Origin of the sequence: Methanobacterium bryantii (assembly GCF_002287175.1) — an archaeon.
Classification (GTDB): Archaea; Methanobacteriota; Methanobacteria; order Methanobacteriales; family Methanobacteriaceae; genus Methanobacterium_D; species Methanobacterium_D bryantii.
Genome location: NZ_LMVM01000001.1, coordinates 657,270 through 678,981 on the forward strand (window position 1 = coordinate 657,270; position 21,712 = coordinate 678,981).

Below are 21,712 nucleotides of genomic sequence, written 5' to 3' on the forward strand. Positions count from 1 at the left end.
TTTACTTCTTAAAATATTTTCTCTGGAACATCAATGCCACGTTTACAAGGCTTATAAGTACTGGAACTTCTATTAACGGCCCGATTACCGTAGCAAATGCAACTCCAGATCCTATACCAAAAACTGCTACTGCAACAGCTATTGCAAGTTCAAAATTATTGCTTGCTGCTGTAAATGATATTGTAGTTGTTTTTGAGTAATCTGCCCCAATCCTGTGGCCTAAGTAAAATGTTACAAAAAACATTATTACAAAATACAATAGCAGTGGAATAGCGATACGAACAACATCTAAAGGTATTTGAACGATAAAGTTACCTTTTAAGCTGAACATCACTACTATAGTAAAGAGTAGTGCTATTAATGTGATGGGACTGATTTTAGGGATAAATTGGTCTTGATACCAATTTCTGCCTTTTTTCCCGATTAAAATGAATCTTGTGGTTATTCCTGCTAAAAATGGAATTCCAAGATAAATAAATACACTTTGAGCTATCTGACCTATACTAACATTTACAATACTTCCATGTATTCCCAAGATTGGGAGAAGTAATGTAAGGAATACATAAGCATAAACGCTGTAAAATAATACCTGAAATACGCTGTTGAATGCTACAAGGCCTGCTGCATATTCTGTATTTCCTCTTGCAAGCTCATTCCAAACTATAACCATTGCGATACAGGGTGCTATTCCAATTAAGATTAAACCAGTTACATATTCGGGATATGCACTTAAAAAGACTATTGCTAATATGAACATCAGAATAGGTGCTATAATCCAATTCTGGAAAATAGCCAAACCTAATATTTTTTTATTTTTAAATACATCTCCCAGTTCTTCATATTTTACTTTTGCAAGTGGAGGGTACATCATTAAAATTAATCCAATGGCTATAGGTATGCTTGTTGTTCCAACCGAAAACTTGCCTATAAATGATTCTACCCCTGGAATGAAATACCCTAATGATACTCCTAAAACCATTGCCAAGAAAATCCAAAGAGTTAAATATCTATCCAGAAAACTGAGTCTGGTAACTCCACAAAGTTGGCTTGTAACTTGATCTGTAGTGTTTTTACCCATAATCATCTTCTTTAGATTATTTACATGAAAACTCCTTATTTGGCCCGCAGCATTCTCCCCTCTCTTCAGATAAATTGCAGCGTTCAGGTATCATATAGGAATAGTATAAATCTTCTAACCATTCTTTTAATTCATCCCTTATCTTTTTAAATAATTCTAATTTTTCTCCATCTGTTCCATCAAACGCTGATGGATCTTCAAACCCCTCAAACACAAGTGTTTGGGGCGCCAAAATTCTTGAATTTTGAGCGGGATGTTTAAAGTATTTTCTACCCCCAGCAAAGAAAGGACATGCATTATATGGATTTCCACAAACAGTTATAATATAATCAAATTCCTGGCCCTCAAATTCATTTAAGCTTTTAGATCTATGGCCTGAAATATCAATTCCAATTTCTCCCATACATTTTATTGCAAGCGGATCTACTTTTTGAGGGTCGCTTCCAGCACTGTAAACATCAAAATCATCACCATGTAAATGCCTGAACAGCCCTTCTGCCATTTGAGAACGGGCCGCATTATGTATACACATGAATAAAACTCTTTCTTTTGCCATTTAAACCACCTTAGATGTTTTTTCTGACTAGTTAATCAAACATATACAATTTTACAGCGTTTTGAGGAATGGATATATAACGCTGATTTTTTTGTATTTTCCCACCTGTTAACATCTAATAATCTTAAATTTACGAAATTTACTTTTTTTAATCTATAAGTTCCTTAATTTTCTTTTTCATTACTAAAACACATTTTTCCCCATTTTCATCAAGTCTAACGGGATCAGTAGGCTTCATATTCTCTGAATTTAATTCTTCCTGGGCATTAATAATTTTTGCAACCTTAACTCCTTTCTGTTCAAGTATTTTATCAACACAAGAACCTTCGCATCCATTAACTGCAATAATGGGATATTTTCTTATTAATTGCTTGAAACCTTCTCTATCTGCAGATGTTGCACCCATACAAATAGATATGAGGTCATCTCGTTCTTTAACTGTATCAACGCTTGCTGCTCTTGTAATTAGCCCATATGGACTCATTCCACTGCATGGAGCTAATGCATATTTTTTTTCATTTGCCATGTTTATCACCTAAATTAGTTCTATTAATTCTTTAACCATATCTGCAATTTTTGGACTTGTAAGGCTGTAGTGGATCCACACGCCTTCTTTTCGCCCTTTAATGAAACCTAAATTTTTTAAAATATTCAAATGGTGAGATACACTTGACTGTGGTTTATCCAGTGCACATATTATCTCACAAACGCACAATTCACCATCTGATAATAAGTACAATATTTTAAGCCGGGTGGGGTCTGATAAAGCTTTAAGTTTACCAGAATATTCCTCAAAATGATCTTCAGAGGGTAATGATTCTGTAAGTTTATTAATCCTTTTTATTTGATCTTTATTAGGCCTAGCGTCGCCTGAAATTTGACAAGTTTTCATAAAACCTCCTCTTTTAATTGCTGAACCAGTAATCTGTAACAATTTAAATTTTTTATTAAATCAATATATCTATATATGTTGATATATTGATAGATGTTGAAAATAGTATATAAAATTAACGGAATATCGGTTGAAAAATTAGAATTCAATAAATAAAATTTCATTCATGTCCTGGAGGTTGTGTGAATAATTTAATTACGTTCATGTCCATTTCATGTGCATGCTTCATATTTCATTAACGTGTTTACTGGTTATTTAAATTGAACTTATTTTAAAAAATTCCATTTATTTAATTAAAAATTACAAATAATTCAATAATATTTGCACAACACTCTGAGCGTTAGTAAAAAAAATAAGTTTTTGAAAATTAAAGTTAATATAATAAAGATTAACAACATTTTATAGAATCATTTAGCTGGATCTAGGGTTTGGCTCGAGGAGAATAGCCATAAATGGAGTTTTCAGTATAAACTAAAAAATAGAAAAATTCTAAATTCAGTAAGTTTATAATAATAAATTAACTGTTTATTGGTGGGAATTCCCTTGGATAAATATTATCTTACAGTAAGAAGAGTTCTAATCTTTATTCTGGTACTCAATATAATTGTTGCTTTAGCTAAAGTTCTTTATGGTTGGTATTCTAATTCTTTAAGCATGCTTTCTGATGGTTTTCATTCTTTTTTTGACGGTGCATCTAATGTAGTTGGGATTATTGGAATTACATTGGCATCGAAACCTGCAGATAAAGACCATAAATATGGACATTGGAAAATAGAAACGTTTGCTTCTATAATAATCGCATTATTCCTATTTTTAGTATGTTTTGAAGTTGTTCAATCTGCTGTAACTCGGTTCTTTAACCCTTCAGCACCTGAAATAACATCAATCAGTTTTTTTGTAATGGGAATAACTATTCTAATTAACGCTGGTGTTTCATTTTATGAATACAAAAAAGGACGTGAAATAGACAGTAAAATTCTTATTGCAGATTCAATGCATACAAGAAGTGATATATATGCATCTACAGCAGTTATATTGGGATTTTTTGCAATTATTGCAGGTTATATATGGGTAGATCCACTTATAGCTTTATTAATAGCAGTATTAATAGCTAAAACAGGGATTGGAATAATAAAGGAAAGTTCTGAAGTTCTGCTGGATAAATCAGTTATAGATGAGGGGGTTGTTGAAAAAATTGTAAAATCTGTGCCTGATGTTATTGAATGCCATGCAATAAGAACTCGGGGAAAAAAGTCCCAAACATATATAGATCTACATATCACAGTTGATCCTCGTTATTCTATTGAAGAAGCACATCATATAGGTAATAAAGTAGAATTAAAACTTAAAAAATCCATCCCTGGAGTAAAAGAAGTTTTAATACATTTAGAACCGGAGACAGATTAAATTTAGTTGTGATTATTGTTTTCATTGTTAATAAGTTTAATTCATGTTAAATCCTGTTAAAAGTAAAAAAATAATATAAATAATTATCATTAATAATGCTCTTAAACGAGTTAATCCACTTTTACTCCTTAAATACAAGCTAAAAATAGAAATTAGAATTATAAAAAATATGGAAACTATTTGAAACTCACTATAATCTGGGATTGAAATTGGATTTATAATTGATACTGTTCCCAAAATCAAAGTAGAATTGGATAAAGTACTTCCCATCAAATCTCCTACTGCCAGAATTTTGTAGCCGTGTAACAACGAAATTGTCTCGAATGTGAGTTCAGGAAGAGATGTTCCAAAGGAAATCAATATGATTCCTATTAAAAAAACAGGGATTCCAATATCAGATGCTATTATGGAGGTATAATCAACTAAATATTTTGCACTGATTAAAAGTGCCATTAAACCTAATGAAAAGAAAATTAAGTTTTTTATGAACTGTTTCTTGCTTACTACATCTTCCTCTTCTTCAAAATCTGACCGCTTAAAAACCAGAGTGAAATAAGTTATAAAAATGATAATTAAAATTATGCCATCAATACGGGATAAAATTCCGTCTGAAGCTAATATTATTGGTAAGAGGGCTATAAAAAAGGGATAAGTGAGTTCTTTTTTAATTTTATTACTCTTAAAATTAATTTCTCCAGCTATTAATGTGGCTGTGCCTATAACTAAAGACAAATTGACTACATTAGATCCTAAAACTGTTCCTAAAGAAAGTTCAGGTATTTTCTCTATAGCAGATGTTATACTAATTACTAATTCAGGTACACTGGTTGCAATGGCCATTATTATAAATCCTGCCGCAAAATGACCTAATTTAAGATATAATGAAATTTTAGATATTGATCTTGTCGTTAGAGCACCGCTTAAAATTAAGATAATTAAAAGAAATGCAAAAATCATATAATCAATATTCATAATATTATATCTGTTTAATATGATATTTAGTAAGGCACATCTTAAAAGTGATTTTTTTCTAAATTAAAATTAATATTTTTAAAGTAAGTCAGACGCTCTTCAATGAAGTAAATTGAAGCATACATGAAAATGACATTGTTATAGTCTTCCAGAATTGTGGAATTTCAGGTGCAAACAGTGCCAGAATGAAATCAACTATTATGAGACTAATTAGCAGAAATATTTAAAATTGACTCAGTATGATGAAAATTGAGCAGAATACAATAAATGGATATCTATTAAAAGTCAATTCCGAAAACAAGTAATTTGAATTGAATCAATGTGCTGAAATTATGAATGATTTATAAAAATTGACAATACAATTTTTACAGAGTGTATGGAAGGGGAAGGTTATAGCTGGAAATTGATTGGTTGAAAGGAAGTAATGTCTAATGCATGTAATGTATGGTTCATTTATGCCTGTGTTTTAGGATATATCTAAAAATTATTTAATATATAAATCGTAAAATTCTGAACTTGCTATATCTTCTAATATGCGCTTATAATAATTTTCAAATAGTTTTCTTTCTTCTTTAATATATTCTGGATTGTTTAAATCACCATCTTGAGGATTTAATTCAAGAATCACTACAATGTTATCTATTTTAATTATAGAATCAACATAGGCATATTCTTTATATTCTAACAATTTATGGTTGATAATTGGCTCCCATTCCTTTGGGGAGTTTTCATCAACGAATCCTAATTTATAGGGGTCCTCTTTGATAGTTTTTACATATTCTAACATAAATATCACCAGAGATATCCAGTCTAACAGGTCTCTGATATTCAATAAGAAGGTACATAAGAATTATATCCAATATAATGTTTTAAAGTAGCTATAAAACTTGAATACCCGCATGTTGGGCATTTATGTTTCTTTTTGAATTTGATCTTTTCCAGACTTAATATTGTTATCTGGCCTTTTTTAGGAATATTATAAGTTGTTCCACATTTTTTGCAGGTTACAGTCCAGTTATCTATATCTACCATGATTACACCTCTAAATTTTTAGTTTATTATATTTCCACATCATTTGAAAATAAATGGGGAGGGGAGTGTATAAAGATCCCCAAAAATTATGTAGGAGGCGGATTTTTTATATTTTTTATACTCCCTCGATTTTTTTAATTATTTGATTGGCTTTAATTTTTTAACTGCCGTATCTCACGTATTCTATTTAACAAACAGTATTTAAGTAATTATTCCAGAGTTTTTCCCAAATTATTACAGATTATGCCCAAATCTAATGTTATCCTGAAAGTGAAATGTAAAGGGATAACTTTTAAAATAAGTTTTGAGATAATACACAGGCACTAAAGTGAAGAGTAATTGATTTCATAATTTGGATACTAGTTATAATGTGTTGTTTATTCTTATTTGACGGTGTATATTTTGATTTTTAGATAGATATAATTAAGTTAGTCTATGATTTAGATTTTAAATTTCGCTCATGCCCAGAATGTTGTGTAACTAATATCGCTTCATTTTCATGTGATTATTGGTTAAGTAAATTGTATTTTTTTTAAGATAAATCCCATATAATCAATTAAAAATTACAATTTAACATAAAGTATAACTCATACACAGGATCATGGACATGAGCGTTAAATTTATTATTTTCAACTTGTCAAATTTTAAGTTTCATGACCATTATTAAAATAAAATTTAATAATGATCTTGAATGGTAAAAATAATAAGTTATTCATCTCCTTTTCAACATAACTAGTCCTTTTTACCCTTAATTTGTTTCTCATTTAAACATTACATAATTATTTATTTTAGATTTAAATTATTATATTAAATTAGCATAATTGTTAATTTAGTTATTATAATTTTACTTGCGTTCTATTTTATTATAGAAATTTTTATATCGCTCTTTTGGTAATATTATAAAATAAAATAATGCTTATAATTTATATTCATTTTTAAATATTTTTTAATAGATTTAGGATAGATCATATGAGAATAAATCTTATGCTGCAGAATAAAAAATATCAAATTGCAGTAATAGGATTGCTTATTGGGTTTTCACTTTTTTTAATATATTATTTTCATTATATGCTTGGAATTAGTGTAGTTTTCACTCATTTTTTCTATATTCCAATTATTTTGGCTGCTATTTGGTGGAAAAAGAAGGGTTTAATTGTTCCCCTTTTATTATCACTGGCTCTAATTTTGAGCCATATTTTCTCTGGAGAAATTAGTCTTCCGGTAACTGAAGATTACCTTCGATCTGTAATGTTTATCTTTGTGGGTGTTATTGTTGTGATTTTAAGTAATGAAATTGAAAAATCAAGAGAAAGTCTAAGTGAAAGTGAAGAAAAGTATCGTTCAGTAGTTGAATCAGCAGTAGCAGCAATTATAACTTTGAATAGTGATGGAAATATTATTTCATGGAATAAAGGAGCGCATAATATTTTTGGATACACTGAAAACGAAATTATAGGCAAATCTGCAACTATTTTGATGCCTGAAAAATATAGGGAAAAATTTTATAGCGGATTACGCAAATCAAATGAAAAGTATAATTCTTTTAATAAAGAGGGAATGGATGCATTAAGAAAGAATAGAAATGAATTTCCTTTTGATATGTCTGTTGCTACCTGGAATTCTAGAGGAGAAAACTATTTCACTGCAATTATTTATGATATTACTGAACGTAAAAGAGCAGAGAAACAACTAAAAGAATCTCTAAATGAGAAAGAAATTCTTTTAAAAGAGATTCATCATAGAGTAAAGAATAATCTAATGGTTATTTCAAGTTTACTTAGTTTGCAATCAAGATATATCAAAGATAAAACTACTCTTAATATTTTCAAGGAAAGTCAGAGCAGAGCTAGATCAATGGCTTTAATCCATGAAAAGCTTTATAATTCAAATGATCTTAAACGAATTAACTTTGGCGAATACATAAGAACATTAACTACAGATTTGTTCTACACATATGTAGCTGATCCAAATCTCATTAAATTGAATATGGATGTCGAAGATATAATGCTTGACATTAACACGGCAGTTCCTCTTGGTTTAATAGTTAATGAGCTTGTATCAAATTCTATGAAACATGCTTTTCCAATAGCATATGGCTCTGAATTGAGAGAAAATATAAGTACCAACCCCAATGAAATTAATGTTAATTTTAAGTCAGAAGATGATGATTTCATACTTATTGTTAAAGATAATGGAGTTGGATTTCCAGAGGGATTAGATTTTAAAAACTTGGATTCCCTGGGATTGAGATTAGTAAATAGTCTTACTGATCAAATTCGAGGCAATATTCAGCTTAAAGTAGATGATGGGACTGAATTTAAAATTATATTTAAAGAAAATGAATATTAGATCATTTTAGTGTAATCGTAGGCACCAACAAAAATAAATATCCAAAATTATTTAGATATTTTTTTATAGTATCTGAAAAATATTAATGCTAATTTTTACTATTTATTAGATTTTTTGGACATAATCATAAGATGCATATGTTTTTTCTTTTTATTTTTCAAATGCTTTAGTTCAAGATGTTTAAAATACAATTTTAATCTATAAATTCTTTTTTTCAGTAGCAAAGATGAGTGACCTTTTATAGAATCCCTTAGCTGGATCTAGAATTTGGTCTTGAAGAATAGGCCCTAGCGGGAGATTAGGCCTTTAGAGAAATAGATGTGATTAGTTCCTTAGGAGAGCTTTGCAGTATTTCAACCCTGATAAAAAGGACGGTAGTTCTATTGGGGGTGCCATAAGTGAATCCAATAATAGGCCCCTATCAAATGAATTCAATAAAATGGTAGGATCATTATTAAATCTATTCAGGACATTAAATCGGTTATATCCTGTTTTTCCGGGTTAAAAGTAATGAATTTTCGAAATGATGGAATAAAGAATAGGTTGATAGAAACCAGGAAACTTGCTGTAAAACAAACTAAAAATATTGTTTTTATAGGGAAAAGTTCTGCTAAAAAGCCCCCTGTGACCATAGCAAGAGGTGTAAGTGACATTATCAACATTTCTACAATACCTATGAATTTGCCCATCATGTTGTCGGGGACAATAGATTGAAGTGATGACATAATAAAAACAGCAATTACAGATTCTGCAATACCTGCAAGGAATAGCAGAGTGATCATTACATAAAATTCATTTGTTAAAGCAAAGGCTATGAAGCATAGATTAGATAAACAAAGACATATGAACATTAATGGGGCCTTCTTTGAAGATTCCAAATTTACCACTGAAAGGATTATCATACTTAAAAGCATGCCCATGGTGAAGCTGGCCATAGATATTCCGTATTTTGCAGGTCCTAAGCCTGGAGAAGTCTGAAAAAGGGGTATGAGAAGTACGATAGTCATGTGTTCTAGAAAACTGGTGATTGAAAATATTAGTAAAATAGAGGAAAGTCCTTTCAAATTTTTAATGAATGTGATGGATTCCTTAAGATCTGATATGAAATTTTGGGATGTAATCTCGGATTCTATATTTTTTGGGATTTTAGCAAAATTTGTAAGAATTCCTGATATTATAAATGATAAACCGTTGAATAAGAACATTAGTGGAGCGCCTATTATAACGTAAGCAATACCTCCAATTGAATTTCCCATAATATCTGCACCAGTATTGGCTATGCCAAAAAGAGAATTTACATTAGTTAATTTCTCTTTAGGAACCATTTTTGGTAGTATAGAAATTGCTGCAGGATTAAAGAATGCCCCACAAACTCCAAGAATAATACCTGCTATAAAAACTTCCCACAACTGTAATATCTGGAAATAGGCAGCAATGGCTACAATTATAATGGTTATCCCTCTGATAATATCCATAGATACCATTAATTTTTTTCTGTTAGATCGATCAGCAATTACTCCCGCAAAAGGAGATAACAAAACACTCGGTACAAGTGACACTGCCATCAAAGTACCCATAATTGCAGTAGAGCCTGTAAATGCCAGTACCCAAAATCCAAGTCCAATTTCATAGATCATATTACCTATTACAGATATAAATTCCCCTTGTAAAAGTAAAAAAAGACTTAATGATAAAAATTTCGGTTTATTAAGCGATTTTTTTCCTAAATATTCGTTATCATACATATTTGCAGAGTCTTCGCTTCTCATGTTATTCTCCTGACTTATTTGATTCTACAAATAGTATGCATATCAAATAGAGGTATCCAATATATGCGATGTATAATATATACTTTTCAAAATGTCTATCCATAGCAGGGGCCAAATAGTTTAGAAAAATGGGAGATTGAATTCTTAAAAGAGATCTAGAGGAGTAATGCAACCCTGAAGAAAAGCACGGTAATTCTATTATGGCACCATCAAACGAATTCAATAAAAAGGCGCCTATCAAATAGTTTCAATAAAAGAGACCAATAAATGAATTCTATTAATGGCTTCTTTTTTTACGAAATCAAATCAAATGGGTTCATTAACGATTTCACTAACGTGGCGATTCCATTAAGTATAGCTGCGAACTTTAAACCCGTATCGGGCGTCATACGCGTATATCACGAAGACAACTTCCCTTCGAGGAGCCTGATTATCGTAATATACAGGCATATGACGAAGTTGAAAAAAGCTGTCAAAATTTTTAATTTTTTCACGTCAAAAATTCATAGAATTTTTGACAGTTCGTATATCTAAAACCATCCCTCGCACCCCCACCCACCTCCGGAGAAGACTGCGTCTAAGGACTGCAATTACCGCTTCGTGAATTATTTAAAATATTATTTAATAATCTTTGTCTGATTCACCAAGGGAGGTATCACTTAACGTAGTAAGGATCTGTATCCGGATCATGATATCCTGTATGTGTATAATCCATACTATGGCCTTTTTCTTCCGCTAAATGCTCCTGAGTCTTAGCATTATCTACTTTTGTATCTCCCCAATGTTTAATAGCATCAGCTTGCCAGTTATCATCACTAGAACTAGAACTACTTGATCTTTTAATTGTGTATCCAGTTCCGTTACAAGCTGGACATACACCAGTACCCCAACACATTGTACATGGTATATCAGCCCCCCAAACGCCATCTCCTCCGCAATTACAGCAAACGCCAGTTCCTCCACACAATTCACAAACTACTTTTTCCTCAGAACTTGATTGTTGATCAATTCCAGCATCATCAGTACTTGAATTTGATTGTTGATTAGTTCCAGATGAATTAGATGTCACTCCGGGATCATGAAATATATTTCCTGCTGCTATTCCTAGTCCAGCAACTAAAACGAAACAGATCACAATAAGAAATTTAACAGGAGAACCTGTATTTTCTTTGGTTATTTTTGAATCATCATTTAGATTAATTCCACATTTTTTACAGAATTTAGCATCTTTCTTATTTTCTGCGCCGCATTTTCGACAAAACATTCAAACACCTTCTTACTCAAACTTTTTTTCATATTTCATCATTACTTCAATAATTTTTAGGGTATAATCTAATGAAGCAATTAAGATATTACTAAAATCTTATAAATCCTCATTTAGAGATATATTAATCTTTTTTGGCATTAGTAATTTCATTCGAGTATGTAAAATAGAAAAATTGTTGTAAAAAAAAATTTTAGAGTCATTACTAGTCATATCACGTTATAAATGTTATTAATAATATTAAATAACCAAAAACTAAAATTTTTGTTATTAACGCCTCTTCCTATTCCAATGAATTATCCCCTAATTTATTTTATAAATTTAGTTTTCATATATATAATTTTCTAAGTTTTATTTAGTCCATAGTAACTTTTTTATGGTTGAATTTGTCTTATAATCCATTTTAATTATAATTAAAGCTAAAAATACATCTATTATTTAATAATTTTAGTATATTGGTCATATATGCTCTATTTTATTGATATTTGGTCTTTAATCCGATTATTTATGAATAATTAGTTCTATAAACTTCATATGCGTTTATTGTTTCAAATGAAAGAAATAATTGCAACTGAATTTTAGTCCTATTTTTTTAGTAACGCAAAATATGATACAAATTAAATTTAATAAAGAAATCGAAGGGCGAAATATCGTCTCTGATATTCATAGTTTACCCTTTAAATTAAAATTCGCCCTTCAACTCATTGTTTGTTGGTGTTTTCAATACTAGAAAAAAAGTATTTTTCTCTATTTTTTTATTCTTTTTATTCAGGTAAATGGATACGCCGGGACATTAAATGGTGGCACTCAACGTCAGGGAAGGTTAGTATATGGATAATTTAATACTAATTTTTGACTTATTTATAATTTCATTTTAGTGAATTTGTGCCAGAAAGTACAATCGTAAATGTTGAATATAAAGATGTGTGAAATAGGTGGTTAAATTTAAATTGACTTGATTTTAAGCAAAATATATTTAAACCATCCCAAAATTCTTTTTTAACGTGAATTAATTTTCTATTGTTTCAAAAGCTAATTTTAATTTCTTAAATGAATACAAACATGCATTTTCTGCAGCTTTTTTCTTTTCAAAATAGAATAAATGTGAACTGCACTTGCAGTCAGAACAGCCGAATTTGTCAGTGGATGTTCCTTTCTTTGAAATTTCCATGGCAACATCACACTCCCATTTTTCTGGGCTTCTTTCCAGTATTACTTCTTTTACATCTGAATTTGGGGAGTTTAAAAGGTAGTCGATATGCCAGAACAACTTTTTTTCTTTGGATAGATGTCTTCGTACCCTGCTGTCTATAGAATTAAGTGCAGATCCTACATACACATAGTATCCCTTTTTAAAGTCCATTTCACCAAGTTTTCCTACTTTAATTGTTGAATCTTGGCTTAATTGGATTATGAGACAGTATGTTGCCATTTTAACACCTTAGTTATGCTTAAAATTAGTTTTAATTATGACTTATATAAATTAAGGTTATGCTTTAATTTTGCTTATATAATCTTTTACATCTTTTATCTGTTCAAGATAATCATCGATTATATATAATACATTTTCATAGGGCCCAAGTTCACGATCACATTTTTTATCAATTGATTTTCGTTTAGATGAAACTTTAGTTCTTTTAATTGACCCTAAAAGAGAAGATTTATTGTAATCATAATTTAAATATTTCAATTTAACTGCCCTCATATCTGCTGAAACTTGCCGCCTTATTTCCAGCAAATTTTCTTCTATTCGTTCTATACCAATTAAAGTCATTCTGGCTTCAAGAATAGAAGATGTTTTTAATTCAAAGCTTTCTATATCCAAGTTTGAAACCATTCTTTCATATTCTTTGGCTTTCAGTATTTTTTTTTCAATCTTGGGCATGTTAAATTATTTGAAATAACTAATATAAATATGCTAACAGTTTAATACTTATTTATTATTTTAAAAAAATGATTTTTAACAGGAGTATCCTTTCATAATATTGGATATTAAAAAAAATGATCTATCCTGCCATTAAAAATTATTGAAATTGATATTAATTCTTCTTAAATTGAATGTATACATCAAAATTGTAAACTTTATGTCCAAATAGTTTTAATTAAGTATCAGTTAATTAGTGAATGAATTTGTATTTTTGAGGCCGCAGTTAATTTTTTACTGGTTAATTAATATTAACCTTTACATATGTAAATCTATAACCCTGAGAACAAAGAATTCATTTGGTTAATTTTCATTCAATCATTTAAAAATCCAATAAATTAAAAAAAGTATATATTACTAATTGAGTCTAACTTAAGATTAAATAAAATAAGTAAAGTTTACAAATTATATTGAAATTTAAAGCATATCTGTGAGGGAAGTTTAGGAATAAGATCAATTGAATATTAAGATAAATCTTAAATTCTATTAAAAGTATTATTTACTATTCATCAATGCAATTTTACTGGTCACTACTGTTTTGGCCCTTAGAAGAATACTGTCTGCATGATCTCTATTCTGGATTTCATATTCTATTTTTTGAAGTAAAAACCCTAAATTATTGGGTTTGCATTTATATGCATCATCTAAAAATTTACTAGATACTTCCCTATCAATAATTTCATCCATTTAGTTTCACCTCTACGACTATATTAGACAACTTTGTTGGTTGTACTAATATTTGTCATAAGGATTATTTAGATTTTTCCTATTATAGGATGAATTATTGCTATGTGAATATTTTGGCAGGTAAATTTTAGATCATTTAACAGGATTTAAGCTTTAATTTATACATTGTTAAGTTTTATGACTTTTTTTGGAAATATATCAGGTTTAAAAGCTAAAATAAGTAATATCTATTTAATTTAGAAATTAGCTTATTTTTTCTAAATTTGCTTAATATTTACTGGCCTGTTAAATGATCTGATTTTAAATTTCAGGAAATATTCATCTTCTGGTAAAATTTAAAAGCGTAACTGGTTGTTTAAATGATAACAATAAAAATTATTATAAAACTGGCAAAGACATCCAGATTCCATGTAAAATGCGCCTGAAATTTGTCACGGTCCTTAGCTAACATTTCATTAGATTCTTTATCTGTATAAAATGTTTTTGGAGATAGATAAATCATAGCCTAAAAAACTTTTAAAATCTCTCAAAAATTCATAGAATTTTGGGGAGCCCTCAAACGCTAAGCGTTTGGGGCAGAAAAACATAGTTTCTCATGTGCAAAAAACTTTGTTTTTTGCTAACTTCGATTTTTCGTTGCATCGGTAAAAAACTGCATAAAATTAATCTTCCTGAAAGCTAAATTTTGTACTTTTAATTATAATTTAATTAAAATTAATATATTTAATTATTTATAGTCTTTAATCAATATTAACTAACTGATTTGTTTTAGTAGAATAATTAAATTTAAAAGAATGATAATTGGAGAAATGATATGGAATACACTTTTTATGCTAAAGGACATAAAAATGTCACTTCTGCCCATAGATCAACATTTGAAGTTACTATGGATGAAGAAATAGGAATAAGGGCTGATTGTATTGTAGGGGTTTCATCTAAAACTAAGCTTGTAGATCTTCCTTCAGAACTTAGAAAAGCCATAAAAGATGAAAATACACGGATTAAAGTTCAACTTGAAACAGAAAATGTAAAGGATGAAATTAACGGGTATGGACATCCAGAACTTACTCTGGATCATCCAACAGATATGGTATGTAGAAAAAGTGAGTTTAAATGCAGCCGTACTTTGATGATAAAATCAGACAAAGCTGCAGTTGACCTTAAAAGGGAGCTTGTAGAGGATTTAAAGGAAGGAAAAGATTTAAAGGTAACAATATTGGTAGAATAATAAAAGTTAAACTATCTTGAATAATTAAACAGATAATTTAAAGTGATTTTTATGAATATAATGGGTGCAGTACTGGGTGGAGTAATAGGCGCAATAATAGGCGTAATTTTAGCAATAGCTATAATCAAAGCTAAAAACAGGTGATCGATTTGGATCATATATACGAAAAGGTTAAATCATTCATAGAAGACAACGGCGATGAATATTATCTCTGCGAGATAGAGGATATTCTGGGGGTCGATGAAGAAACCCTTTTAGAAGTGCTCAAGCAGCTTAAAAATGATAATATAGTAACTGAAGAGCATTTTTTTGAAACGGGCTGTGTAAATAATAGAGTATGTACAGACTGCTTTGAACCTATGGAACATGAAGATACAGAGCTTAAAGAAACTCCTGAAGGGGATATTCAGCATATTCATGTTTACAGGTGTCATAAATGCTTTAAAAAGGAATATTACTAACTTTAATTTATATTTTTTCTTAATTTAAAAATTATAGTAAAAAATAGTTATTTTAGTTTTTTTATGGAAAATATATATTAAAAGTAGAATTCAACTTATTTACTGATCTTAACAGCTCTTAAACATTTATGTTTGGAGTATCAAAACTTTAGTTTTGATAGCTCAAAATTTTTTTTATTTTTGAGCGAGGCAGTCGAAAATCGGAGATTTTCGTGCCCCAAAAAATCTTTGATTTTGTGAGGGATTTTTTCTCTGAAAATGTTGAAGTGCAGGGGACGGGATTCGAACCCGCGAAGAGACTCACTCACTAGGCCCTCAACCTAGCGCCTTTGACCGCTCGACCACCCCTGCTTGTTCATGTTGAACTAACAAGAGAACATATCATCTTATTTATGTTTCACTATATAAATGTTTCGATTCTACGTTGCTGATTTCATCTTATTTTGTATATTTTCAAAGCGTTTATGGTGCCGTTGGTTATTTCTTTGTATTTTTTTAATAAATCCTCGTTGGTATTTGAGTTTCCCCAGAAAAAAATTTAAGTGAATTAAAATTGAACTTTATTTTCTGACTAATAAAAATGTTTAAAAAATGGAACATAAATTCCTTAATGCTTGAGAGTGTTGTTCAACTATTATTGAATTATTATGTAATTTTTGATTAAATAAATGGATTAAAACAAGTTCAAACTTAAATTAACCTGGGAACAACTTTGTTTTTTTCAATATAACATATGAAGTATACCATGCACATAATATGGACATGAATGTTCCTAAAAAGTTATTTAAAATATATAATTAATATGGTTATGTAAGGTAGTGCTATGAAAGCTGTAACTGAAACCCGTGATGGAATAGTAGTAGATATAGAAGTTTCTCCTAAATCAAAGACGTTTGAAATAATTGGTTACAATAAGTGGCGAGAAAAAATAGAAATTAGAATAAAATCAGTTCCGCAGAAGGGTAAGGCTAATAAAGAAATAGTAAATGAATTTTCACGTCTTACAGGGTCGCAAGTTGAAATTATTTCAGGACTGAAAAGCCATCATAAGACTCTCAGAGTTTATAATCTCTCTAAATCTGAATTTTTACATATTCTAAAGGATAAATATAATTTATAGTACTGTATCTTATCAAAATTATAGTTTCGTAAACGTCAAAATCATTTTGATAGTAATCTAGAACATCTGATTATTACACTATAAAATAGGGGTTAGGTAAAACAAATATTATATATCTAAAAAGTTGAGTTATTTTTATATCATTAACAATTTAATTTCATATTAAAAACAAAAATTATCTAATTTATTTCACTTTACTATTATGCCCTTTAAATCAGTTAAAACAATATATTAAATGTAATATTCAAGTGACAATATAAAATAGTGGCAATTATTTAAAAACAGGTTATAAAACATGACAGGTAAAAATACAAATTATTTAATCGTAGCTGTAGTTTTTATTATGGCTGTATATGCGTTCTATACAAAATACTATTTTAACGCATCAGGATGGTTTTTATTAGGGTTAACTCTGATTTTAATCACGTATTTCTCTAAAATTAGTGCAGATAAAAAGTATTATATGATGGCACTTCCATTGCCGATTTTAGCCTTAATTTGTTTTGCACTTGAGTTTATCTACTGAAGTGCTAAGTGCTTTTTAGAGTAAAAAAATATAAAATTTTGAGTTAGATATAAACTAGTTTTTTTAAACCATTTAAGAAGATATTAAAGGATAATAGAATATGTCCTATTTTAACTGTAATTATATTTTCTGCAGGTTACCTTCCTATTTTAGTTGAAGAGAGATATTTAGGGGTATTATATATTTTATTAATTTTAATGATGGGGTCATTTGCTTAATTAATTGTTTAAACATGGCTTTTTCACTGCCTGGAAAAGTATAGTTTTGCGGGTTTTGCACTTTCATTTATATGGATGCCTGCGTCGTTTTTGAGTGAAAATATTAATTCAGATAAGGAAATATATAACATGGCGAATCTTATTGAAGATCAATACAATATTCATGGGAATATAGCAGTTAATCATGACAATAAGAAAATACATAGAACCTATTTGTTGTATTATTTGGGAACTAACTATTTAAGGCAAACGAATATCATTAGCTCCCAGTTACAATAAAATTGAAAAATATAATGTTGACTTTTATATAGTATGGGATATAATAACTCTGTTTTTAGGATATACTGAAGTTACAAATGATAAAATAAATGTTTTAAAGATATATTCCATAAATAATAAAGTACCAGTGGAAAATTAAATCTATAAAAAAACCAAAAAAGTTTATAAGTCATTTGAATGTAAGTATAATATGTATAACTAAAGAATTTAAACTTTTAACATGTAATTAATAGGTGAACAGTTATGAAAGCGGTGATACCTGCTGCTGGACTTGGTACAAGGTTTTTACCTGCCACAAAAGCACAACCAAAAGAAATGCTCCCAGTGTTTAATAAACCAACAATACAATACGTAGTTGAAGAAGCTGTAGCTTCAGGAATAGATGATATATTAATAATAACAGGAAAAGGTAAACGATCCATTGAAGATCATTTTGACAGAGCTTTTGAATTAGAATACTTCCTTAAAAATGGTGGAAAAACTGATTATCTCAAGGAAGTAGAGTATATATCTGAGCTCGCTGATATTTATTATGTAAGACAAAAAAAGCAGAAGGGACTTGGAGATGCAATAGCATGTGCAAGAAAACACGTCGACGGCGATCCTTTTGCAGTTTTGCTTGGAGATACCATAGCTCAATCTAAAGTTCCCTGTACAAAGCAGCTTATGAATGTTTATGATAAGTACGAATCTTCAGTGATTGCTATAGAAGAAGTTCCTGATGAAAAAGTAGAAAGATATGGTATAATTAAGGGATCTAAAATTGATGATTCTCTTTATAAAATTGAAGACCTGGTTGAAAAACCTAAATTAGCGGATGCACCTTCCAATTTAGGAATTATAGGAAGATATTTACTCACTCCGGATATTTTTGATCATATTGATGAAGTTGAACCCGGCGTCGGTGGCGAAATCCAGCTTACAGATGCTTTAAGGCATTTAGATGAAAGCTACGGTTGTATATTCAATGGTAAACTCCATGATATTGGGAATACAGTGGACTGGCTTAAAAGCTCAATTGAAATTGCAATGGAAGATGAGGATGTTAAAAAGGAATTACTGGAGCATTTAAGCAATCTTCTAAAATAATCGATGTTTTTAATTATTTTTATTAATTTAACATCTCTTTTTTTATTGATTATAAACAAATTATATAAGCAATACCATCAAAAATTGAACAGTATACTGAATTATTTATGATTTAAAAATTGTGGAAAGATATTAAACTAAGTGATTTTATGAAGATTTCGATTGTTATCCCCGCATTAAATGAAGAAGGAATCGTTGGTAAAACAGTTAAATCGGTTCCAGTTGAAAAATTAAAGAGCAATGGTCTTGATGTTGAGATAGTAGTGGTAGATAATGCATCAACTGATAACACTGCTTCAGAAGCACGTGAAGCTGGAGCAAGAGTGGTATATGGAGAAAAGAGAGGATATGGTAATGCTTATTTAAAAGGATTTTCTGAAGCAGAAGGGGATATAGTTGTAATGGGGGATGCAGACGGTACATATCCTTTTGAAATGACATATGAATTCATTCAACCTATCTTGAAGGGAGAAGCTGATTTTGTAATGGGCTCCAGGCTCAATGGAGATATAAAAGAGGGCGCCATGCCGGCACTTCACAGATATATAGGTAACCCTTTTCTTACATGGGTTTTAAATGTTCTATTTAAAGCTGGAATTTCTGATGCTCATTGTGGAATGAGGGCCATAAAAAAAGATGTTCTTGATGATTTAAACCTTAAAAGCAGTGGAATGGAATTTGCTTCAGAGATGGTAATTGAAGCCGCTAGAAAAAATGTTAGAATGACTGAAATTCCAATTACTTACTATCCTAGAGAAGGTGAATCAAAGTTAAGTTCTTTTGCAGATGGTTGGAGACACTTAAGGTTTATGATGCTTTACAGGCCTACACCGTTTCTTTTAGGTCCTGGTTTAGTAGTATTGATTGTAGGTATAGCTTTAACTCTTGGAGTTCTTTTTGGATTCCAGTCCCGGCGGCACACTTTAATTTTAGGCAGTTTACTGCTTATTATCGGATATCAAATGCTTCTGGCGTGGATACAATTTGGAGCATTTGGAATAGTCAATGGAATCACTGGAACTTCTAGAACAATAAAGAAATTCGTTAATTACCATTCACTTGGAAGAGAACTATTTTTAGGGATTCTTCTTTTAGTCTGTGGGGTACTTGTAGGGTTTAAGGTACTCTTCAGCTGGCAGGCAGTTGGATTTGGAGCTCTCTCTGAGATTCAGTTTGCTACACTGGCTCTGATATTATCCATATTGGGAATTCAGACTATATTCTCCGGAATGTTCTTGAGCTTGCTGCTGTTAAACAGCGACTATGGCGATTAATTGAGGTTTAGATGAATTTACAATTCATCTGCCAAAATTATGCATTACTTGAAAATCTAAAAAAATCAAGGATTTTCACATTTTTAGATTAATCATCAAAGATTTTAAGTTGAAATCTTTATGTTTTCCTGAACTCAAAAATGATAAATTTTTGAGGTTGAGAAAAACCGAAGCTTACGAAAATCGTAGATTTTCGTGCCTTCAAAAACCGAAGGTTTTTGATGCACCGAACACTGTCAAAAATCAAAGATTTTTGATGCATCGAAAATGCTACGCATTTTCGAATGTTTCATGTTTGAGTGCTCCAAAAATTCTACGAATTTTTGAGAGGTTTTTCGAACATTAAATTTTTAAAAAAAAATTTAAAGTTGAAGGAAATCTCTAAGGAGATTTCCTGAATTCAAAAACAAAGTTTTGAAGGTTTGTGAATTGAAAATGAAAATTGCCTTTATTTATGATGCTGTTTATCCTTTTATTACTGGAGGGGCGGAAAAAAGAGTCTATGAACTGGCAAAACGGCTTGTTCAAAGGGGCCATGATGTCCACTGGTATGGTGTCGGCTGGTGGTGGCCTGAAAAAGGGCAAAAAGATATTGAAATGGAAGGAATTCACTTACATGGTGTTTGCAAACCTATGGATCTATATAATTGCGAAAGAAGATCTATAAATGAAGCTGTCTATTTTGCAGTGCGTCTCCTTCCAAAACTTGGAATGGAAAAGTTTGATGTTATTGACTGCCAGGGATTTCCTTTCTTTTCATGCTTCACAGCCAAGTTAAATTCTTTATTTGGAGGTTCTCCACTTATAATTACATTACATGAAGTATGGAATGATTACTGGTATGAATATCTTGGAAAAGCAGGATTTTTTGGCAAATTAGTTGAAAAAGTAATGGTTAATCTTACAGGTAGGATTATAACAGTTTCCAAGAAAACAAAATTTGATTTAAATGCAATTAAATCCTCTGAAAAATCATTAGTTATTCCTAATGGTATTGATTTTAATTATATCTCTAAAATATGTCCTGCAGGTGAAAAATCAGATGTTATATTTGCAGGCAGGCTAATCAAAGAAAAAAATGTAGAGATATTAATTAAGGCTATCTCTAATGTAAAAGAGAAAATTCCGGATATAAAATGCTGTATAATAGGCGACGGTCCAGAAAGGGCAAAACTCGAGAAACTGGTACAAGAACTTAGTATACAGGATAATGTTGAATTTAAGGATTTTATGAAAGATTATGATAACTTAATTTCTTACATGAAGTCTTCTGAAGTTTTTGTTCTGCCTTCAACAAGGGAAGGATTTGGAATAGTTGTAATTGAAGCGAATGCATGTGGACTTCCGGTTGTAGTGGTAGACCACAAAATGAATGCTGCATCTGACCTTATAATTAATAATAAGAATGGAATTGTATCTGGTTTTTCTAAAGATGATATTGCAGAGAATATAATTAACATGATTAACAAAAAGAAAGAAATGCAGGATGGTTGTATTCAAACTTCAAAGGAATATGATTGGGATAAAATAGTAGATACTCTGGAAGAATTTTATAAATGTTAATATTAAGACTAAATAATGCTTTTT

Annotated in this window: 20 protein-coding genes and 1 tRNA gene; 8 read left to right on the forward strand and 13 right to left on the reverse strand. The window is 30.1% G+C overall.

The window, feature by feature from the left end; translation table 11 throughout:
* Nucleotide 1: 1 nt before the first annotated feature.
* The 4 genes from arsB to ASJ80_RS03040 form a co-directional block, all read right to left on the reverse strand.
* Entirely contained in the window at nucleotides 2-1,078 is a 1,077-nt protein-coding gene (arsB, locus tag ASJ80_RS03025; protein ID WP_069582634.1) for an ACR3 family arsenite efflux transporter, read from the reverse strand.
* 16 nt (nucleotides 1,079-1,094) lie between these two features.
* Complete coding sequence (locus ASJ80_RS03030) at nucleotides 1,095-1,634, reverse strand: arsenate reductase ArsC (RefSeq protein WP_069582629.1); 540 nt, start codon at nucleotides 1,632-1,634, stop codon at nucleotides 1,095-1,097.
* Between the two features lie 148 nt (nucleotides 1,635-1,782).
* The gene (locus ASJ80_RS03035) at nucleotides 1,783-2,160 is read right to left on the reverse strand and encodes a putative zinc-binding protein (protein ID WP_069582627.1); all 378 of its coding nucleotides are present in this window, start codon (nucleotides 2,158-2,160) and stop codon (nucleotides 1,783-1,785) included.
* Nucleotides 2,161-2,169: 9 nt separating this feature from the next.
* Nucleotides 2,170-2,526 carry an ArsR/SmtB family transcription factor gene (locus ASJ80_RS03040; RefSeq protein ID WP_069582625.1) on the reverse strand — a complete coding sequence of 119 codons (357 nt, stop codon included), beginning with the start codon at nucleotides 2,524-2,526 and terminating at the stop codon, nucleotides 2,170-2,172.
* A gap of 543 nt (nucleotides 2,527-3,069) precedes the next feature.
* Here ASJ80_RS03040 and ASJ80_RS03045 point away from each other — a divergent pair.
* Nucleotides 3,070-3,933, forward strand: a complete 864-nt coding sequence (locus ASJ80_RS03045) for a cation diffusion facilitator family transporter (protein WP_069582623.1) — start codon at nucleotides 3,070-3,072, stop codon at nucleotides 3,931-3,933.
* A gap of 36 nt (nucleotides 3,934-3,969) precedes the next feature.
* Here the strand turns inward: ASJ80_RS03045 and ASJ80_RS03050 are convergent, their stop codons facing one another.
* From ASJ80_RS03050 to ASJ80_RS03060, 3 genes are all read right to left on the reverse strand, one after another.
* Nucleotides 3,970-4,905, reverse strand: a complete 936-nt coding sequence (locus ASJ80_RS03050; protein WP_069582621.1) for a sodium:calcium antiporter — start codon at nucleotides 4,903-4,905, stop codon at nucleotides 3,970-3,972.
* Between the two features lie 484 nt (nucleotides 4,906-5,389).
* Nucleotides 5,390-5,692, reverse strand: a complete 303-nt coding sequence (locus ASJ80_RS03055) for a hypothetical protein (RefSeq protein ID WP_069582619.1) — start codon at nucleotides 5,690-5,692, stop codon at nucleotides 5,390-5,392.
* 41 nt (nucleotides 5,693-5,733) lie between these two features.
* Nucleotides 5,734-5,937 carry a hypothetical protein gene (locus ASJ80_RS03060; protein WP_069582617.1) on the reverse strand — a complete coding sequence of 68 codons (204 nt, stop codon included), beginning with the start codon at nucleotides 5,935-5,937 and terminating at the stop codon, nucleotides 5,734-5,736.
* 969 nt (nucleotides 5,938-6,906) lie between these two features.
* Here ASJ80_RS03060 and ASJ80_RS03065 point away from each other — a divergent pair.
* Nucleotides 6,907-8,286, forward strand: a complete 1,380-nt coding sequence (locus ASJ80_RS03065; RefSeq protein ID WP_069582615.1) for a sensor histidine kinase — start codon at nucleotides 6,907-6,909, stop codon at nucleotides 8,284-8,286.
* Between the two features lie 464 nt (nucleotides 8,287-8,750).
* On the opposite strand, the gene ASJ80_RS03070 is transcribed toward ASJ80_RS03065, so the two are convergent.
* The 5 genes from ASJ80_RS03070 to ASJ80_RS03090 all read right to left on the reverse strand — a co-directional run bounded on the left by ASJ80_RS03070 (nucleotide 8,751) and on the right by ASJ80_RS03090 (nucleotide 13,930).
* Complete coding sequence (locus ASJ80_RS03070) at nucleotides 8,751-10,055, reverse strand: MFS transporter (RefSeq protein WP_069582613.1); 1,305 nt, start codon at nucleotides 10,053-10,055, stop codon at nucleotides 8,751-8,753.
* Nucleotides 10,056-10,710: 655 nt separating this feature from the next.
* Complete coding sequence (locus ASJ80_RS03075; RefSeq protein ID WP_069582611.1) at nucleotides 10,711-11,319, reverse strand: zinc-ribbon domain-containing protein; 609 nt, start codon at nucleotides 11,317-11,319, stop codon at nucleotides 10,711-10,713.
* A gap of 1,009 nt (nucleotides 11,320-12,328) precedes the next feature.
* Entirely contained in the window at nucleotides 12,329-12,751 is a 423-nt protein-coding gene (locus ASJ80_RS03080; protein WP_069582609.1) for a GIY-YIG nuclease family protein, read from the reverse strand.
* 57 nt (nucleotides 12,752-12,808) lie between these two features.
* Nucleotides 12,809-13,204 carry a hypothetical protein gene (locus ASJ80_RS03085; RefSeq protein ID WP_069582605.1) on the reverse strand — a complete coding sequence of 132 codons (396 nt, stop codon included), beginning with the start codon at nucleotides 13,202-13,204 and terminating at the stop codon, nucleotides 12,809-12,811.
* A gap of 534 nt (nucleotides 13,205-13,738) precedes the next feature.
* The gene (locus tag ASJ80_RS03090; RefSeq protein WP_069582603.1) at nucleotides 13,739-13,930 is read right to left on the reverse strand and encodes a hypothetical protein; all 192 of its coding nucleotides are present in this window, start codon (nucleotides 13,928-13,930) and stop codon (nucleotides 13,739-13,741) included.
* A gap of 814 nt (nucleotides 13,931-14,744) precedes the next feature.
* Between ASJ80_RS03090 and ASJ80_RS03095 the strand changes: the two genes are divergently transcribed.
* Nucleotides 14,745-15,158 carry a DUF371 domain-containing protein gene (locus tag ASJ80_RS03095; RefSeq protein ID WP_069582601.1) on the forward strand — a complete coding sequence of 138 codons (414 nt, stop codon included), beginning with the start codon at nucleotides 14,745-14,747 and terminating at the stop codon, nucleotides 15,156-15,158.
* 149 nt (nucleotides 15,159-15,307) lie between these two features.
* Nucleotides 15,308-15,619: a helix-turn-helix domain-containing protein gene (locus ASJ80_RS03100; RefSeq protein WP_069582599.1), complete on the forward strand. Its 312-nt coding sequence runs from the start codon at nucleotides 15,308-15,310 to the stop codon at nucleotides 15,617-15,619.
* A 267-nt stretch (nucleotides 15,620-15,886) separates the two neighbouring features.
* On the opposite strand, the gene ASJ80_RS03105 is transcribed toward ASJ80_RS03100, so the two are convergent.
* Nucleotides 15,887-15,970 (reverse strand) — tRNA-Leu (locus ASJ80_RS03105).
* 472 nt (nucleotides 15,971-16,442) lie between these two features.
* On the opposite strand from ASJ80_RS03105, the gene ASJ80_RS03110 reads away from it, so the two are divergent.
* The 4 genes from ASJ80_RS03110 to ASJ80_RS03130 all read left to right on the forward strand — a co-directional run bounded on the left by ASJ80_RS03110 (nucleotide 16,443) and on the right by ASJ80_RS03130 (nucleotide 21,688).
* A complete protein-coding gene (locus ASJ80_RS03110) occupies nucleotides 16,443-16,739 on the forward strand; it encodes a DUF167 family protein (protein WP_069582596.1) in 297 nt (98 codons plus the stop codon).
* A 1,266-nt stretch (nucleotides 16,740-18,005) separates the two neighbouring features.
* Nucleotides 18,006-18,851: a UTP--glucose-1-phosphate uridylyltransferase GalU gene (gene galU / locus ASJ80_RS03120; RefSeq protein WP_069582592.1), complete on the forward strand. Its 846-nt coding sequence runs from the start codon at nucleotides 18,006-18,008 to the stop codon at nucleotides 18,849-18,851.
* 149 nt (nucleotides 18,852-19,000) lie between these two features.
* Nucleotides 19,001-20,125, forward strand: coding sequence for a glycosyltransferase family 2 protein (locus ASJ80_RS03125; RefSeq protein ID WP_069582590.1), 1,125 nt, complete (start codon nucleotides 19,001-19,003; stop codon nucleotides 20,123-20,125).
* Between the two features lie 435 nt (nucleotides 20,126-20,560).
* Nucleotides 20,561-21,688, forward strand: a complete 1,128-nt coding sequence (locus ASJ80_RS03130) for a glycosyltransferase family 4 protein (RefSeq protein ID WP_069582588.1) — start codon at nucleotides 20,561-20,563, stop codon at nucleotides 21,686-21,688.
* Nucleotides 21,689-21,712 lie beyond the last annotated feature (24 nt).

Coding starts and splice junctions, on each gene's coding strand:
- ASJ80_RS03085 (WP_069582605.1), bottom strand. CDS start 13,204: ATGCCCAAGATTGAAAAAAAAATACTGAAAGCCAAAGAATATGAAAGA.
- ASJ80_RS03070 (WP_069582613.1), bottom strand. CDS start 10,055: ATGAGAAGCGAAGACTCTGCAAATATGTATGATAACGAATATTTAGGA.
- ASJ80_RS03050 (WP_069582621.1), bottom strand. CDS start 4,905: ATGAATATTGATTATATGATTTTTGCATTTCTTTTAATTATCTTAATT.
- ASJ80_RS03065 (WP_069582615.1), top strand. CDS start 6,907: ATGAGAATAAATCTTATGCTGCAGAATAAAAAATATCAAATTGCAGTA.
- ASJ80_RS03040 (WP_069582625.1), bottom strand. CDS start 2,526: ATGAAAACTTGTCAAATTTCAGGCGACGCTAGGCCTAATAAAGATCAA.
- ASJ80_RS03125 (WP_069582590.1), top strand. CDS start 19,001: ATGAAGATTTCGATTGTTATCCCCGCATTAAATGAAGAAGGAATCGTT.
- ASJ80_RS03075 (WP_069582611.1), bottom strand. CDS start 11,319: ATGTTTTGTCGAAAATGCGGCGCAGAAAATAAGAAAGATGCTAAATTC.
- ASJ80_RS03030 (WP_069582629.1), bottom strand. CDS start 1,634: ATGGCAAAAGAAAGAGTTTTATTCATGTGTATACATAATGCGGCCCGT.
- ASJ80_RS03080 (WP_069582609.1), bottom strand. CDS start 12,751: ATGGCAACATACTGTCTCATAATCCAATTAAGCCAAGATTCAACAATT.
- ASJ80_RS03055 (WP_069582619.1), bottom strand. CDS start 5,692: ATGTTAGAATATGTAAAAACTATCAAAGAGGACCCCTATAAATTAGGA.
- ASJ80_RS03130 (WP_069582588.1), top strand. CDS start 20,561: ATGAAAATTGCCTTTATTTATGATGCTGTTTATCCTTTTATTACTGGA.
- ASJ80_RS03110 (WP_069582596.1), top strand. CDS start 16,443: ATGAAAGCTGTAACTGAAACCCGTGATGGAATAGTAGTAGATATAGAA.
- galU (WP_069582592.1), top strand. CDS start 18,006: ATGAAAGCGGTGATACCTGCTGCTGGACTTGGTACAAGGTTTTTACCT.
- ASJ80_RS03095 (WP_069582601.1), top strand. CDS start 14,745: ATGGAATACACTTTTTATGCTAAAGGACATAAAAATGTCACTTCTGCC.
- ASJ80_RS03035 (WP_069582627.1), bottom strand. CDS start 2,160: ATGGCAAATGAAAAAAAATATGCATTAGCTCCATGCAGTGGAATGAGT.
- ASJ80_RS03060 (WP_069582617.1), bottom strand. CDS start 5,937: ATGGTAGATATAGATAACTGGACTGTAACCTGCAAAAAATGTGGAACA.
- ASJ80_RS03090 (WP_069582603.1), bottom strand. CDS start 13,930: ATGGATGAAATTATTGATAGGGAAGTATCTAGTAAATTTTTAGATGAT.
- arsB (WP_069582634.1), bottom strand. CDS start 1,078: ATGGGTAAAAACACTACAGATCAAGTTACAAGCCAACTTTGTGGAGTT.